This is a genomic window from Parasalinivibrio latis, from assembly GCF_036825535.1.
Lineage (GTDB): Bacteria > Pseudomonadota > Gammaproteobacteria > Enterobacterales > Vibrionaceae > Parasalinivibrio > Parasalinivibrio latis.
This window is the reverse complement of sequence record NZ_CP098812.1, coordinates 442155-457425: the sequence shown is the minus strand read 5'-3', so window position 1 is coordinate 457425 and position 15271 is coordinate 442155. Positions and strand designations below refer to the sequence as shown.

16 protein-coding genes are annotated in these 15271 nt (G+C 50.7%); 7 read left to right on the top strand and 9 right to left on the bottom strand.

The annotated features are described in order from the left end of the window. Positions 1-102: 102 nt before the first annotated feature. The 4 genes from pcnB to panC are packed head-to-tail and all read left to right on the top strand — an operon-like array spanning position 103 to position 3707. Entirely contained in the window at positions 103-1485 is a 1383-nt protein-coding gene (pcnB, locus tag NF212_RS02290) for a polynucleotide adenylyltransferase PcnB (RefSeq protein ID WP_434360817.1), read from the top strand. Beyond that, positions 1482-1967, top strand: coding sequence for a 2-amino-4-hydroxy-6-hydroxymethyldihydropteridine diphosphokinase (folK, locus tag NF212_RS02285; RefSeq protein WP_434358458.1), 486 nt, complete (start codon positions 1482-1484; stop codon positions 1965-1967). Before pcnB ends, folK begins: the two co-directional genes overlap by 4 nt. Positions 1968-2024: 57 nt before the next feature. Beyond that, on the top strand, positions 2025-2819 hold the full coding sequence (panB, locus tag NF212_RS02280; RefSeq protein ID WP_434358456.1) for a 3-methyl-2-oxobutanoate hydroxymethyltransferase: 795 nt from the start codon (positions 2025-2027) through the stop codon (positions 2817-2819). Between the two features lie 9 nt (positions 2820-2828). Continuing rightward, on the top strand, positions 2829-3707 hold the full coding sequence (gene panC / locus NF212_RS02275) for a pantoate--beta-alanine ligase (RefSeq protein ID WP_434358454.1): 879 nt from the start codon (positions 2829-2831) through the stop codon (positions 3705-3707). 80 nt (positions 3708-3787) lie between these two features. On the opposite strand, the gene NF212_RS02270 is transcribed toward panC, so the two are convergent. Then, positions 3788-4558, bottom strand: a complete 771-nt coding sequence (locus tag NF212_RS02270; protein WP_434358452.1) for an ABC transporter permease — start codon at positions 4556-4558, stop codon at positions 3788-3790. Further along, the gene (locus NF212_RS02265) at positions 4555-5478 is read right to left on the bottom strand and encodes an ABC transporter ATP-binding protein (protein ID WP_434358450.1); all 924 of its coding nucleotides are present in this window, start codon (positions 5476-5478) and stop codon (positions 4555-4557) included. The genes NF212_RS02270 and NF212_RS02265 overlap by 4 nt, the downstream gene beginning before the upstream one ends. 99 nt (positions 5479-5577) lie before the next feature. Between NF212_RS02265 and can the strand changes: the two genes are divergently transcribed. Further along, on the top strand, positions 5578-6231 hold the full coding sequence (gene can / locus NF212_RS02260) for a carbonate dehydratase (protein ID WP_434358448.1): 654 nt from the start codon (positions 5578-5580) through the stop codon (positions 6229-6231). Positions 6232-6307: 76 nt separating this feature from the next. Here can and hpt read toward each other — a convergent pair whose 3' ends face one another. Continuing rightward, a complete protein-coding gene (gene hpt, locus NF212_RS02255) occupies positions 6308-6841 on the bottom strand; it encodes a hypoxanthine phosphoribosyltransferase (protein WP_434358446.1) in 534 nt (177 codons plus the stop codon). A gap of 399 nt (positions 6842-7240) precedes the next feature. Between hpt and NF212_RS02250 the strand changes: the two genes are divergently transcribed. Next, the gene (locus NF212_RS02250; RefSeq protein ID WP_434358444.1) at positions 7241-7861 is read left to right on the top strand and encodes a TetR/AcrR family transcriptional regulator; all 621 of its coding nucleotides are present in this window, start codon (positions 7241-7243) and stop codon (positions 7859-7861) included. A 59-nt stretch (positions 7862-7920) separates the two neighbouring features. Here NF212_RS02250 and NF212_RS02245 read toward each other — a convergent pair whose 3' ends face one another. The 6 genes from NF212_RS02245 to NF212_RS02220 form a co-directional block, all read right to left on the bottom strand. Continuing rightward, positions 7921-8946, bottom strand: coding sequence for an ABC transporter ATP-binding protein (locus tag NF212_RS02245; protein WP_434358442.1), 1026 nt, complete (start codon positions 8944-8946; stop codon positions 7921-7923). Further along, a complete protein-coding gene (locus NF212_RS02240; RefSeq protein ID WP_434358440.1) occupies positions 8943-10574 on the bottom strand; it encodes an ABC transporter permease in 1632 nt (543 codons plus the stop codon). The genes NF212_RS02245 and NF212_RS02240 overlap by 4 nt, the downstream gene beginning before the upstream one ends. A gap of 58 nt (positions 10575-10632) precedes the next feature. Then, entirely contained in the window at positions 10633-11646 is a 1014-nt protein-coding gene (locus NF212_RS02235) for a Fe(3+) ABC transporter substrate-binding protein (RefSeq protein ID WP_434358438.1), read from the bottom strand. Between the two features lie 156 nt (positions 11647-11802). Beyond that, positions 11803-13032, bottom strand: coding sequence for an ammonium transporter (locus NF212_RS02230; protein ID WP_434358436.1), 1230 nt, complete (start codon positions 13030-13032; stop codon positions 11803-11805). 21 nt (positions 13033-13053) lie between these two features. After that, positions 13054-13392, bottom strand: a complete 339-nt coding sequence (gene glnK / locus NF212_RS02225) for a P-II family nitrogen regulator (protein WP_434358434.1) — start codon at positions 13390-13392, stop codon at positions 13054-13056. A 200-nt stretch (positions 13393-13592) separates the two neighbouring features. Beyond that, positions 13593-13961, bottom strand: a complete 369-nt coding sequence (locus NF212_RS02220; protein WP_434358432.1) for a YacL family protein — start codon at positions 13959-13961, stop codon at positions 13593-13595. A 164-nt stretch (positions 13962-14125) separates the two neighbouring features. Here NF212_RS02220 and NF212_RS02215 point away from each other — a divergent pair, with 164 nt between their 5' ends. Continuing rightward, a complete protein-coding gene (locus NF212_RS02215) occupies positions 14126-15250 on the top strand; it encodes a sugar diacid recognition domain-containing protein (protein ID WP_434358430.1) in 1125 nt (374 codons plus the stop codon). The last annotated feature ends 21 nt before the right edge of the window (positions 15251-15271 follow it).

Sequence of the window (15271 nt, the reverse complement as noted above, 5' to 3'; positions counted from 1 at the left end):
ATTTGGCGCCTTGATATACTATATGCCGCCATTTGTTTGCTCAAAACTAACAGAAAGAGGTGACCTATTCTTAGTCGAGTTGCCAGTTTTTGCCGTAAGGTACTGAATCGTGACCGTGATGAAGGAACACGTGCAGTGGAAGATCTGCAGTTAAATGTTATTTCTCGGCAAGAGCATTCGATTTCACGCAGAGACATCAGCGAAAATGCGCTGAAGGTGCTCTATCGCCTGAATAAAGCCGGATACGACGCTTATCTGGTAGGGGGCGGTGTACGCGATCTGCTTTTGGGTAAACAGCCGAAAGATTTTGATATTGCCACCAACGCCACACCGGAAGAAGTGCGCCGCCTGTTCCGAAACTGTCGCCTTGTCGGCCGCCGTTTCCGTCTGGCCCACATCTTGTTTGGCCGTGATGTCATTGAAGTTGCAACCCTGCGTGGCCACCACGAAGAAGCCGCCAGCGCCAAGCAACAGGCAGCCTCCCGCTCCCGCGAAGGTATGCTGCTGCGCGACAACGTGTACGGTTCAATTGACCAGGATGCCGAGCGCCGCGACTTCACCGTCAATGCACTTTACTACGATATTTCTGACTACTCTGTCCGTGACTATGCCGGTGGCATGGAAGATCTGGAGCAGGGTGTCATCCGCCTGATCGGTGACCCGGAAACCCGCTACCGCGAGGACCCGGTGCGCATGCTGCGTGCAGTACGCTTTGCCGTGAAGCTGGATATGAATATCAACACGGCTACGGCTGCACCGATTCCGCATCTGGCTGGATTGTTACGGGACATCCCATCTGCCCGCCTGTTTGAGGAAAGCCTTAAGCTGCTCCAGGCCGGCCAGGGACAACAGACCTACCGCATGTTGCGCGAGTATGGCCTGTTCCAACAACTTTTCCCTTTGCTGAGTGAATACTTCACCGAAGATTTTTCCAGCCAGACGGAAAAGATGTTGGATCTGGTACTGAGCTCTACCGATCGCCGTGTTGCTGAAAACATGCGCCTCAATCCGGCATTCCTGTTTGCGGCCATGCTCTATTACCCGGTTGCAGTTCGCGCTGAAGAGATCAGTGTCGAAGGTGGCCTGAGCTTCTATGATGCCTTTATGGTTGCCGCCAATGACATTATTGACGAGCAAGTGAAGAGCATTGCGATCCCACGTCGTTTCACCGCTATGATTCGCGAGATCTGGCAGCTGCAATTGCGCCTTAGCCGCCGTAACGGAAAACGAGCCTTCAAGATGATGGAACTGCCTAAGTTCCGAGCTGCATTCGATTTCCTCGAAATGCGTGGCAAGATTGAAGGCGGCAAAGCCCAGGAACTTGCTGAGTGGTGGAGAGCTTTCCAGGAAGCCGACCGTGACAAGCGCGCCGAAATGGCTACTGCGCTCGAAAAAGCGGACTCCCGTCACCGTAAATCTTCATCGCGTCGCCGTCGCAGTCCTGCCAAGAAACGCCATAAGAGCAGACAAGCAGCAGACTCATGATTCGGACATATATTGCTATTGGCAGTAACTTGTCCGATCCTATCGGTCAGGCTAACGCCGCTATTGATGCACTGAAACAGATACCGGAGAGCCGCCTGGTGGCGGTATCTTCCCTGTATGGCAGCAAACCGATGGGGCCGCAGGACCAGCCGGATTATGTCAATGCCGTGGCAGCACTGGATACCCAGCTGTCACCTTTGGCACTGCTGGATAAAACCCAGGAAATAGAAAACGCTCAAGGAAGGGTGAGAAAGGATGAACGTTGGGGGCCTCGCACCCTGGACTTAGATATTTTACTCTACGGCCAGGAAACCCTTTCATGTGCACGGCTGACCGTCCCCCACTATGGAATGAAAGACCGGGAATTTGTGCTGTACCCGCTGGCTGAGATTGCCCCAAAACTGGAGTTGCCCGACGGCAGCCTCCTCTGTGATCTCATAGCCAGGGTCGATCGTAACGGTCTAACCCGCATCCAGTTTTAGCCCATTTTCGCGGTTTGCAGAGTTTGCAGGCCGCTTTCAGGTTTTTTGGGAGATTTTATGAAAAAGGTAACCATCACCGATTTGATGGCGTGGAAGAAGGAAGGCCGCAAATTTGCGACCATTACTGCTTACGACGCCAGCTTTGCCGGCCTGTTTGAAGAACAAGGTATTCCTGTCATTCTGGTTGGTGATTCTCTGGGAATGGTATTGCAAGGCAAGTCTGACACGCTGTCAGTTACTGTCGAAGAAATTGCTTACCACACCCGTTCGGTCCGTGCCGGCAGCCCTAACACCCTGCTCATGGCTGACATGCCGTTTATGAGCTACAGCACTCCGGAAAAAGCCTGTGAAAGTGCCGCCGAGCTGATGCGTGCCGGTGCCAACATGGTCAAAATCGAAGGCGGAGCCTGGTTGGCTGATACTGTTACCGCACTGACCGAGCGCGCCGTCCCTGTGTGTGCCCACCTAGGCCTGACACCACAATCTGTAAATATCTTTGGTGGCTTCCGTGTGCAAGGGCGTGACGCCGATAAAGCGGAGCAGATGGTAAAGGACGCCTTGGCCCTCGAAAAAGCCGGTGCGCAGGTAATCCTGCTGGAATGCGTACCTGCAACTCTGGCTGCCCGAATTGCTGAAACGGTTTCCGTCCCAGTTATCGGCATTGGTGCCGGTAAAGGCACTGATGGCCAAATCCTGGTAATGCACGATATCCTAGGTATTTCAGCAAACTATATCCCGAAATTCTCCAAAAATTACCTCGCGGAAACCGGCGATATCCGCAAAGCTGTGGCCCAGTATGTGAGTGACGTTGAAAGCGGCACCTTCCCGGGCCCAGAGCATACCTTTAACTAAGGAGACACAATGCAAACTTCTGCTGATATTAATCAGATTCGCGAGCATATCGCCAAATGGCGCCTTGATGGCCGCCGCATTGCATTCGTCCCTACCATGGGTAACCTGCACGAAGGTCACCTGACCCTTGTACGAAAGGCCCGTGAAAACGCCGATGTTGTTATCGTCAGCATCTTCGTCAACCCAATGCAGTTTGACCGTGCAGAAGATCTGAAAAACTATCCACGCACGCTGGATGCAGACCTTTCAAAACTTGCCAATGAGTGTGTGGACCTGGTGTTTACACCAACCCCGGAAGTCATGTACCCACGCGGTATGGACCAGCAGACCTCTGTAGAGGTACCGGGGCTGTCAAACATGCTTGAAGGCGCATCCAGACCCGGTCACTTCCGTGGGGTCGCCACTGTCGTTACCAAGCTGTTCAATATCGTCCAGCCTGACGTAGCCCTGTTCGGTGAAAAAGATTTCCAGCAAGTCGCGGTTATCCGCCGAATGGTGGAAGACCTGTGCTTGCCAGTTGACGTTATCAGTGTTCCAACCGTTCGTGAGCTGGACGGCCTGGCCATGAGCTCCCGTAACAGCCTGTTGATGGTAGATGAGCGTCAGCGTGCCCCGGTTCTTGCCAAGACTCTTCGTTGGATCAGCAGCCAGATGCGTGGCGGCCGTGACGACTTTGCAGAGTTGGTGCTGGACGGAAATGACCAGTTGCGTGCAGCAGGCCTGGAACCGGACGAGATTTTCATCCGTGATGCCCTGACCCTGCAGCCGGTTGGTGAAAATACCACTCAGGCGGTTATCCTGGCTTCAGCATTCCTCGGTAAGGTTCGCCTTATCGACAACCTGCTGGTTGAGCTGAGCGCTGTTCAGGAAGAAAAAGAAGGCGAATAAGCCCTCCCCCTCTCCCTGACAACCAGATACAAAAACGCCCGCATTAATGCGGGCGTTTTTGTATGCATTGGAAAACTGTGTCAGTTACGAAGGCCTATCCCTCTGGAGACCAGATACCAGGCAACGCCATACAGGGCGAGGGTAAACACTGCCAGCAATGAAAAGGCAGTCCCAATCCCTACATCTGACACGCCCAGGAAACCATACCGGAAGGCATTCACCATATACACAATCGGATTGAGCTTGGATACGCCCTGCCAGAATCCCGGTAACAGGGAAATAGAGTAAAAAACGCCACCAAGGTACGTCAGTGGTGTCAGTACAAACGTCGGGATAATGCTGATATCGTCAAAGGTCCTGGCAAATACCGCGTTGATAAGTCCACCGAGTGAGAACACGATGGACGTCAGCAGCACTGTTACCACCAACACACCAATATGCGAAAGTTGGAGATCAACAAAAAACAGTGAAACCAGCGTGACCATCAGGCCAACCAGCACACCACGCGCTACACCGCCGGCAACAAACCCGGCAATAATGATGTAGTTGGGAATCGGGGCGACCAGCAACTCTTCTACATTGCGCTGGAATTTGGCGCTGAAAAAAGAACCGGCCACATTGGAGTATGAGTTGGTAATGACCGACATCATGATAAGACCCGGGACGATATATTCCATGTAGGAAAAGCCATCCATCTGCCCTATCCGGCTGCCAATCAGGTTGCCAAATATGATGAAGTAAAGAGTCATGGTGATAGCTGGCGGCACCAGAGTCTGTACCCAGATACGCATGAAGCGGTTTACTTCTTTGTGTACAAGGCTGGAAAAGGCTATCCAGTAGTTGCGGTTCATGCCTTCACCTCCCCATTCTGACGCACCAGGTTCACAAACAGCTCTTCCAGGCGGTTAGCCTTGTTGCGCATGGACAGCACAGTGACCCCCTGCTCTGAGAGCTGGCCGAAAATGCCGTTGAGCCCTTCTGATTTCGCCACTTCAATTTCCAGGGTAGTGTCATCTACCATATTCCAGCTGGCCCCGTTGAGGGTAACCGGCCCATGGCCCGGCTTAAGGTCGAGGATAAAGGTTTCCACATCGAGCTTGGCGAGAAGTTCACGCATTGAGGTATCTTCCACCAGCTCTCCCTTGTCGATAATGCCGATATGTCGGCACAGCATTTCGGCTTCTTCGAGGTAGTGGGTGGTCAGGATGATGGTAATACCCTGCTGGTTTATCTCACGCAGGAAAGTCCACATCGAGCGCCGAAGCTCAATATCCACACCGGCTGTCGGCTCATCAAGGATCAGTAGTCTCGGCTCATGCATCAACGCACGGGCAATCATAAGGCGACGTTTCATACCGCCGGACAATGCACGCGCCGGCTGGTCGCGTTTATCCCAAAGATCGAGCTGGGTCAGGTACTTCTGCGCCCGTTTTTTTGCTTCCGCACGTGGGACACCATAATACCCGGCCTGATTCACGACAATTTGCTCAACCTTTTCAAACTGGTTGAAGTTGAACTCCTGAGGTACCAGGCCAATTTGGCTTTTAGCCTCAACTTTCTGGCTGTCGAGGTCGTACCCAAAGACGGAGACCTCGCCACTGGTTTTGTTAACCAGTGAACTGATAATACCGATGGAAGTTGATTTACCGGCACCATTTGGACCCAGTAAGGCATAAAAGTCGCCCTGTTTGACGTTGAGGCTGATGCCCTTAAGCGCCTCAACATTCCCCGGATAAATCTTTCTGAGGTTTTTTATTTCCAGTGCATTCATAAGTATCAATTATTGTTACATATCTAAGAAACTGTTCGGATCTGATTTTCACCGTTTCGGGGTATAGTAACGACAGTCAAGGATCGGAGTAAAAGAACAATGCCTGAAATCAAACAGCTGTTTGCCAACAACACCAAGTGGGCTGAAAATTTCAAGGATGAAAATCCAGATTATTTTGCCCGTCTGGCAGAAGAACAAAAGCCAGAATATCTGTGGATCGGCTGCGCCGACAGCCGGGTACCGGCAGAGCGCCTGACCGGACTTGAATCCGGGGAGCTATTTGTCCACCGTAATGTGGCAAACCAGGTTATCCATACCGACTTAAACTGCCTCTCCGTTGTTCAGTATGCCGTTGACGTACTGAAGGTTAAACACATCATCATCTGCGGACACTATGGTTGTGGCGGTGTCCACGCCGCTATTGAAAACCCGGAACTTGGCCTTATCAATAACTGGCTTCTGCATATCAGGGATCTTTACCTCAAGCACCGCAATTACCTTGGCAGCCTGCCAAAGGAACAACGCGGCGACCGCCTCTGTGAAATTAACGTCACTGAGCAGGTCTATAACCTGGGTAATTCCACCATCCTGCGCAATGCCTGGGAGCGCGGCCAGAATGTCGCTGTACATGGTTGGTTCTACGATATTACCGACGGCGTGTTACGCGATCTTGAAATGACCGCAAGAAGCCGGGAGCAGCTGGAAGTGAACTACCAGTCAGCCATCGCCAAACTTATTCCGCAAAGCGAGTAGCCCTGATTCTGGGATACAAAAATGGCGCAGATATCTCTGCGCCATTTCCCTTCACGTTTACACAAGCTTAACGTGATTAATCTTCCAGTGGTACCACTTTGCCGATAAATGGCAGATGGCGGTACTTTTGTGCGTAGTCGATACCCACGCCAACAACGAACTCGTCTGGAATGCTGAAACCGAACCAGTCAACATTTACGTGTACTTCACGGCGCTCAGGCTTGTCCAACAGCGTACAGATGCGCACTGAGTTTGGCTCACGCAGTTTAAGGATTTCACACACTTTCGACAGTGTGTTGCCGGTATCGATAATGTCTTCAACAACCAGTACGTCCTTGCCTTTGATATCATCATCCAGATCTTTCAGGATACGTACATCACGGGTACTTTCCATCGCGTTGCCGTAGCTGGATGCTGTCATGAAATCAACAGAATGCGGCACTTGGATTGCGCGGGACAGATCAGCCATAAAGACAAATGATCCGCGCAGCAGACCAACCAGAACCAGATCCTTGGAATCCTTGTACATCTCTGTGATCTGTTCACCCAGTTCGCGAATACGTGCCTGCACGTCTTCCTCTGAGATCATCACTTCGATGGTGTGTTTCATAATTCAACCTCTTCAGCGCAGCCCAGGCTACGCACTGTTGTTCAAAAACGCATCGTGAGCCGAATACGAAAAAGAGCATAGTCTACCACAGCAGCCAGCCCCATTTCTCTTTTGGATGCGTTCAGATTAGCCGAAAGCCAGCAGGAAAAATCACCTCATTTTTCGGACAACCCACTGTCTCAATATTGAAACTTGCAGTAGACAGGTACACTTTTCTTGATATGACACACGTTTCGCATTAACAAACGCTAAATTCACCGCAGATCGTGATTCTTCATCTGTAAAATAGTTGGATAGCTCTGTACAGTAATTAACCAAATCAATAATAACATCCACTCCATTCTCTTTAGATTGAGGGATTTAGCGGTACCCAAGAATAGTTGGCTATTAAGGAAAATTATGGAAACTGTCACCAGGAAGACTCGAACCCGTCTCTCCCCTAAGAAGCGCAAAGAGCAGCTATTGCAACATGCTGTGGAAGTGTTTTCTGTCCGGGGAATCGGTCGCGCAGGTCACGCCGACATTGCTGAGTTGGCCAATGTTTCTGTTGCCACCGTATTCAACTACTTCCCGACAAGGGAAGACTTGGTCGATGAAGTGCTGAAATGTGTCGAATCAGAGTTCAGCAACATCATCAGTGAGTGCGTTGACCCGGAGAACAAAACACTACGCGACAGTCTGGAACACTTGATGAGCAGCCTTATAGACGATGCCATCGCCCAGAAAGAATGGGTACGCGTCTGGTATGAGTGGAGTACTGCCATCCGAGACAATGTCTGGAACCAATTTATCATGCGTAACCAGCCCAGCTTCGAGCTGATTACCCGGATGTTCGAAAAAGGCATTGAGCGCGGTGAAGTCCAAAGCAATGAAAAGCCAGAATTTTTGGCCCAGCTGCTTCAAGGGGTCACCTATGTCATCTACCTTCAGGCAAACCGTCACCAGGATAAAGATCTGTTGAAAGCTCAGGCCGGCACATACATTGAGTATTTGTGTAATGCCAAGCGTGAAATGGTGTAAACCGATATCCCAGTATTGAAGCGATAAAAAGAGCTGGCTAAGCCAGCTCTTTTCTATTTTTATGCCGTTTCAAACAGCACTGGGTCGTGTTTAATCACTGAGACCACCACCCGGTCACCCACAGCCAGGATAAGGTTCGAATACACCACCAGCTTGCAGTTGTTCACATCAACCACATAGCGGCAGGCATCTCCCATAAACTGCATCTCATCAATCACACCGTCACCATCAGGGCTTGCACTGATAGCCAGGTTCTGCGGGCGTAAAAGCCACAGTGCGTCGTTCGCGCCCCCTAAAGGTGCTGCCCATTCGCCCAATGGCGAAGACAGCCTGTCGTCCCCCGAACGGGTTACCGGCACATAGGAGCCTGCCCCCAGAAAATCGGCGACAAACCTCGAGCTTGGTTTGTAGTAAAGCTCAGGTGCGGTGCCAAATTGCTCTATCACCCCGTCGTTCATGACTGCCAGTTTGTCGGAAAACGCAAAGGCTTCTTCCCGGCTGTGAGTCACAAATATCGCTGTTACACCCTGGCTTTTAAATATCTTCCTGATTTCGCGGATAAGCTCCTGACGCACTTGGGTATCGATATTTGAAAATGGTTCGTCCAACAGCAAAAGTTCCGGCTCACATGCCAGTGCACGTGCGATAGCGACGCGTTGCTGCTGCCCTCCGGAAAGCTGGTGCGGGTAACGCTCAGCAAAAGCTTCAAGATGGACCAGTCGCAGCATCTTGGCCACCTGCTCTTTGGCCCGGTTTTTTTCCCACTTGCTGATACCAAACATGATATTTTCAGCCACCGTCAGGTGAGGAAACAGGGCGTAGTCCTGGAAGATCATTCCAATATTACGCTTTTCAGGGGGCTCACTGAATTTACCGTCATTCAGTACGCGGCAGTTTACTGATACCTTTCCTGCATCAAGCGGAAGCAATCCGGCAATGGCTTTGAGCAGCGTGGTTTTACCACAACCGCTGGCGCCTAAAAGGCACACAATTTCCCCACGCTCCACTTCAAGCGAAAGGTTATCCAGAACAGCCTGGCCGTTATAACGACAAGTCAGGTTTTTAATTGAAAGCGTGCAACTCATGAATGCGTCTGCTCCAGGGAACGGTTTATCAATATCAGTGGCACCAGGCCAACCAGAACCAGCAAAATGGCAGGCAATGCCGCCAACTCCAAGTGCTCGTCAGAGGCAAAATTAAACACATAAGTAGCAAGGGTTTCAAAATTGAACGGTCTTAGCAAGATTGCTGCGTTCAATTCCTTCATAGATTCAATGAAAACCAGAAGCCCGGCAATCAGGCAGCTACGGCGGATTAGGGGCAAATGCACGCGGCGCAACATTTGTGTGGCGCTGCATCCCATTGTCCTGGATGCCATATCCAGGGAGGGTGAAACTTTTGCCAATCCGGACTCCACCGAACCAATCGCTACGGCAGCAAAGCGGACGACAAACGCCGCCAGTACGGCAAACATGGTACCAGACAGAATAAGGCCGGGTCTGCCCCACCCCAAAGCCAGGGCTGCATCATTTATCAGGTGATCCGCATTGGTCAGGACGATAAGTACCCCGATTGCCAATACGGTTCCCGGTACAGCATAGCCGGTAGATGCAATGCGGCTGGGTACCAAACTGGCTGTCGTTCCTCTCAGGCGGCGGTAAACATTCACCAGCAATGCCAGCACCACTGTAACTAATGCTGTCGCGACAGAAAGATTCAGGCTGTTCAGGCTGTACTCTAGGAATTCATTACTCCAGGATTCTTCCCAGTAACCGTAGGCATAGTTAACCAACTGAAGCATCGGCAGTAAAAAGGCGATGGTCACAAGCCCCCAGCACCATCCTGCAGCCAGCCATTTTCCCCAGGCAGACAACTCCAGACGCTCAAGAGGTTTGGCATTGCCCCCCTGGGAATAGAGTTTCTGTTTCCGGCGGCTGTGGCGCTCGGCACTTATCAGCATAAAAATGACCAACAGCATAATGGCCGAAATTTTGGCGGCCGCGTTGAGGTTGGAATACCCAAGCCAGGTGTCATATACCGCTGTTGTCAGTGTATTTACTGCAAAATAGCTGACCGTACCAAAGTCACCGATTGCCTCCATGGCAACCAGGGATGCTCCCACTGCAATTGCCGGGCGTGCCAATGGCAATGAAATGCGGAAGAAACTCTGCAGCGGCGTTTTACCCAGCAGACGGGCTGACTGGGTCAGCGTTTCACCCTGTTCTATAAAGGCACTTCTGGCAAGCAGATAAACATAGGGGTAAAGGACCAAAGCCAGGACAAAGCTGGCACCATAAAGCGTTCGCAAGTCCGGAAACCAATAATCATGGACAGATTGCCAGCCGAAAAGATCACGCAGGAATATCTGTATAGGGCCGGCAAAATCGAACCAGTCGGTGTAGATATACGCCATGATGTATCCGGGGACAGCCAATGGCAACACCAGGGCCCATTGCAATACATGCTCACCAGGCACCTTGTATCGCGCCATCAGCCAGGCAGTAGGAATCCCCAAAAGCAGGGCAAGCCCCACAACACCAATAGCCAGCCAGACCGTATTAGCTACATAGGTAGGCAGCACAGTGGACATCAGATGGGCAAAGACATCATCAATGCCCCCTAATGCGGTATAGAAAATCGCCAGAACGGGAAAAACCAGCAGCAGGGAAAACACCCAACTGCCGGTTTTGAAAAATATATTGTTGTCTTGCATTAACCTACAACATCACAACAAAAATTAAAGGCAAAGGGTACAACCCTTTGCCTTTTGTTTACAGGTCAAATTTGACTTCATCCAGCAACTTAACAGCTTTTTCGTGGTTGTTGGCAATGTCATCCAATGAGATATCGTCTGCACGGAACTCACCCCAAGATGCCACCAGCTCAGAGGCTTTTACATCCTGTTTAACCGGGTGCTCATAGTTCACTTCTGCATACATCTCCTGAGCAGTATCTGATGTCAGAAACTCCATCAATTTTTGTGCGTTATCTTTGTTCGGCGCATATTTCGCCATAGCCATGCCACTGACGTTGACGTGAGTGCCAAAGTCCTTCTGACCAACAAAGTTCAGGTAAACTGAATCGGCCCAAGGCTTTTGCTTCTCGTCATTGATCATTTTGCCCAGGTAGTAACTGTTACCCAGGGACAGATCACACAGGCCTTCAGAAATCGCCTTAACCTGAGCACGGTCGTTGCCCTGCGGCTTACGTGCCAGGTTCGCTTTTACACCTTCCAGCCACTGTTTGGTTTTTGCTTCACCATGGTGCGCAATCATCGCAGACACCAGGGATACGTTGTAAGGGTGCTTACCTGAACGGGTACAAATCTTTCCTTTCCACTGGGGATCAGCAAGATTCAGGTAGTCAAAATCTTCTGCCAGGCGGCCAACACGGTCACGGGAAGAGTAAACTGAGCGGGCACGCAGGGTCAGGGCAAACCACTTATCTTCATCATCGCGAAACTGAGCGGGTACATTTTCGTCAATCACCTTGCTGTCTACCGGCTGGACAAGATCTTTGTTTACCAGCTCAGACAGGCGGGCAATGTCTACAGTCAGAACTACGTCAGCAGGGCTGTATTCACCTTCCTGCTCCAATTTTTCAGCAAGGCCTTTTTTGGCAAACTTGATGTTTACCTTAATGCCGGTTTCCTTGGTAAATTCGTTAAGCATAGGTTCAATCAGGAACGGCTGACGGTAAGAATAGACGTTCACTTCCTCAGCAGCGGTCGCAGTGCCAGAAACCATACCTAACATCAGCGCCACGGAAGACAGCATTTTTTTCATTGTTAATCCCTGTTACGAAATGAAATGATAATGTTTATCACTTTCGTTAGTATACCCATCATCATCCCCGACGCAAGATCATGAAAATAAAAAACCCCGTGAATGTCTCACGGGGTTTGTATCAAAGTGTAACTGTTGCGTATTGTGTGACAGGTATTACTTCAGGCTGACAAACTCCGGGTAGGCATCAACACCACAGTCGTGAAGGTCCATTCCTGCCATCTCTTCTTCTTCACTGACTCGGATACCCATAGTCGCCTTGAGAATTCCCCACACAACCAGGCTACAACCGAATACCCAGGCAAAGATAACCACAGCACCAAACAACTGAGCGACAAAGCTGGCATCAGCATTGCTGAAAGGCACAACCATCAGGCCAAACAGTCCACACACGCCGTGCACAGAAATGGCACCTACAGGGTCATCAATCTTCACCTTATCCAGCGCAACGATGCTGAAGACCACCAGCACACCGGCAATCAAACCGATGATGAGTGCAGATACCGGTGAAGGGGACAGCGGGTCAGCAGTAATGGCAACCAGTCCGGCAAGGGCTCCGTTGAGCACCATGGTCAGGTCAGCCTTGCCCCAGGTTGTTTTACAGATACCCAGTGCTGCAATAGCGCCTGCAGCTGCTGCTGCGTTGGTGTTTAGGAAGATCTGTCCGACAGCGGTTGCGTTTTCAAAGTCTGAAACCATCAGTTGCGAGCCGCCGTTAAAGCCGAACCAACCGAACCAAAGGATAAAGGTACCCAGGGTTGCCAGCGGCATGTTTGAACCCGGAATCGGGTAAATGGCACCGTTCTTTCCATATTTACCCTTTCGTGCACCCAGGAGGAGGACGCCAGCCAGTGCCGCTGCAGCACCAGCCATGTGTACGATACCGGAACCGGCAAAGTCACTGAATCCCGCTTCTGACAGGAAACCGCCGCCCCAGGTCCAATAACCCTCAACCGGGTAGATAAAGCCAGTCAGTACGACAGAGAAAATAAGGAAAGCCCACAGTTTCATTCGCTCAGCCACGGCGCCGGACACCACAGACATTGCAGTTGCAACAAAGACAACCTGGAAGAAGAAATCCGACTCCAGCGAGTGGTCAGCACCTTCACCCTGTGTGCCAATCAGTGCTCCGATGGACGGCAACCAGCCACCTTCACCGTTGTCGACATACATAATGTTGTAGCCAATCAGCAGGTACATGGTACATGCAATGGCGTAGAGGCAGACGTTCTTGGTCAGGATCTCCGTTGTATTTTTTGAGCGGACAAGGCCCGCTTCCAACATGGCGAACCCGGCCGCCATCCACATAACCAACGCCCCTGAAATAAGGAAGAAAAAAGTGTCCAGGGCATACCTGAGTTCTGTTACTGTTGTTGTCAGTTCCATAGTCACGGCTCCTTGTGAAAGTTAAAGTGCTTCTGAATCCAGCTCACCGGTACGAATACGTACTGCCTGCTGGAGGTCATAAACAAAAATTTTGCCGTCACCTATCTTTCCTGTGTGTGACGCTTTGGCGATGGCCTCGACGACGTCATCGACATTTTCTGCACGCGCTGCAATTTCCAATTTAACTTTGGGCAGGAAATCCACCTGGTATTCTGCGCCGCGGTACAATTCCGTGTGTCCCTTCTGTCGGCCAAATCCTTTGACTTCCGAGACGGTCATACCATCTACACCAACATCGGATAACGCTTCGCGCACATCGTCCAATTTGAACGGTTTGATAATTGCTGTTATCAGTTTCATTACCTGCTCCCTCAGAAAATTCCCACGAACAACTTACACACTTACCGGTTACAAGCTCCGTGCCAAAAATAAATTACCAATAATTTCATAAGGTTAATTTACCCATATAAAAACAAACAAAAACGGCGCACCAAAGTGGTGCGCCGTTGATTCAGGTATTGGGCAAAATCAGTGCAGGTAAATTACCGCCCTTGAACTATTCAGTATTTAGACAAAAACGCCTGCCATGCCTCTAGAACGTCGATTAAGTCCTCGAAGCCACACAGTGCAATATTTTCTTCGTCGTAATAGTGCATGTCGTCTTCCAGATCATCATCGCCTTCGGAAAACAGTCTGTTGTCCTGGACCAAAGCTTCATTGTCACTCAGGACCAATGTCAGCTCCTCACCGACCAGCCGCCATTCCGATACCTGGTCTTTCATTTCATGGAGCTTTCCCAACACGAGCTGGATTTTTTCTTTATCCCGGCCAACTTCATCTGTCAGCCAGCGCCCCAGCGCTTCATGCCCCATGGAAAACTGGGCCCGGTAGCTGTCATCTAAATTATTACGGCGAAATTCGTAGTCCACGCATCCTCCTGCCGGTATTTAATGCCGGGCGCCATTTTGCGACTCCGGTTCGGATTTGCAAGCATACGGACAATAAAGTTTTTTACTGGCGCAAACTCTTCCAAGCCCGGGGTTTACGGATTGCCCTACATGCATTACACCTCTATCTGTCAGGAATACAGGGAATGACTCCACCCATGCAGATAGACGCAAGATTGGCCCAACAGATTGTATTGCGGGCCCAGAAGATCATTAATTACGCCATTAATGTAATGGACACCGCCGGGTACATTATTGCATCGAGCAATCCGGCACGTTTGCAACAAAAACACGAAGGCGCCATTGTTGCTCTTTCTGCCGGGCGGACGGTGGAAATCACCGGGGCTATGTCCAAGGAAATGAGCGGCGTAAAGCCCGGTGTTAACCTCCCTATATTTTTCCATGACGAGGTAATCGGCATCATCGGGATCTCTGGCGAACCGGAAGACATCCGCCAATACGGGGAACTGGTTCGGATGGCGGCGGAAATGACGGTAGAACACGCCTACCTGCTAGAAAGGGTTAGCTGGAACCAACAAAGCCGGCAGGAACTGTTGCTTCAGTGGATTGATACATCGGCAGAGCCTGAGCACCTGAAAGCCCTGGCTGTGCGATTGCAAAAGGATATCGACCAACCCCAGGGTATTGCACTGTGCCGCTTTGATGCCTCCTGCGATCCAAAGCAGTTACTTGATAGATTGGATCATAAATCCGGGGAATGGCTGTTTGCCCGTCTTGACCCGCAAACACTCGTCATCGCCATACCTCTTTCAGGAAAAACACCTTCCACACTTTCAACACGATGGGAGCAACAGCAACAGATACTGGAAAAACTGTTATTGGTCGATGGCAAGGCAACTCATATTGCCTACAGCCCGGCTGGCAACTTTACAGTACCCGGCCAATTTGCCGCCGCCCAGGGAGCACTCGCTGCTGGGCTTAAGCTGAACCCAAAAAGCAGAGTCTATTATTATGACAACTTGCAACTGGCATCGCTTCTGTTATGCCCGAATCTGGATTGGCAACAACGGGAAGTAAACCGGATACTCAGTCAACTCCATGAGAGAGGCCCGGATCTTCTCGCAACGGCCAGGATCTGGTTCTCCAACGACTGCAACAGCGAGTTGGCAGCTAAACAGCTTGCCATTCACCCCAACAGTTTGCGCTATCGACTCAACCGGGTTGAAGAAATTTGCCAAATCAACTTAGCAAACTTTCAGCACCGTGCACTCCTGTATGGCTGCGTGATCCTGGCATTCCCACCCAGCTAAATTGTTATAAAACACAAAAAT

What these genes read in the sequence shown, in the direction of transcription:
- hpt (WP_434358446.1), bottom strand. Translation starts at nt 6,841, where the DNA reads ATGAAACACACCATCGAAGTGATGATCTCAGAGGAAGACGTGCAGGCA.
- can (WP_434358448.1), top strand. Translation starts at nt 5,578, where the DNA reads ATGCCTGAAATCAAACAGCTGTTTGCCAACAACACCAAGTGGGCTGAA.
- NF212_RS02245 (WP_434358442.1), bottom strand. Translation starts at nt 8,946, where the DNA reads ATGAGTTGCACGCTTTCAATTAAAAACCTGACTTGTCGTTATAACGGC.
- panB (WP_434358456.1), top strand. Translation starts at nt 2,025, where the DNA reads ATGAAAAAGGTAACCATCACCGATTTGATGGCGTGGAAGAAGGAAGGC.
- folK (WP_434358458.1), top strand. Translation starts at nt 1,482, where the DNA reads ATGATTCGGACATATATTGCTATTGGCAGTAACTTGTCCGATCCTATC.
- NF212_RS02265 (WP_434358450.1), bottom strand. Translation starts at nt 5,478, where the DNA reads ATGAATGCACTGGAAATAAAAAACCTCAGAAAGATTTATCCGGGGAAT.
- NF212_RS02240 (WP_434358440.1), bottom strand. Translation starts at nt 10,574, where the DNA reads ATGCAAGACAACAATATATTTTTCAAAACCGGCAGTTGGGTGTTTTCC.
- panC (WP_434358454.1), top strand. Translation starts at nt 2,829, where the DNA reads ATGCAAACTTCTGCTGATATTAATCAGATTCGCGAGCATATCGCCAAA.
- NF212_RS02270 (WP_434358452.1), bottom strand. Translation starts at nt 4,558, where the DNA reads ATGAACCGCAACTACTGGATAGCCTTTTCCAGCCTTGTACACAAAGAA.
- NF212_RS02230 (WP_434358436.1), bottom strand. Translation starts at nt 13,032, where the DNA reads ATGGAACTGACAACAACAGTAACAGAACTCAGGTATGCCCTGGACACT.
- NF212_RS02235 (WP_434358438.1), bottom strand. Translation starts at nt 11,646, where the DNA reads ATGAAAAAAATGCTGTCTTCCGTGGCGCTGATGTTAGGTATGGTTTCT.
- NF212_RS02250 (WP_434358444.1), top strand. Translation starts at nt 7,241, where the DNA reads ATGGAAACTGTCACCAGGAAGACTCGAACCCGTCTCTCCCCTAAGAAG.
- NF212_RS02215 (WP_434358430.1), top strand. Translation starts at nt 14,126, where the DNA reads ATGACTCCACCCATGCAGATAGACGCAAGATTGGCCCAACAGATTGTA.
- glnK (WP_434358434.1), bottom strand. Translation starts at nt 13,392, where the DNA reads ATGAAACTGATAACAGCAATTATCAAACCGTTCAAATTGGACGATGTG.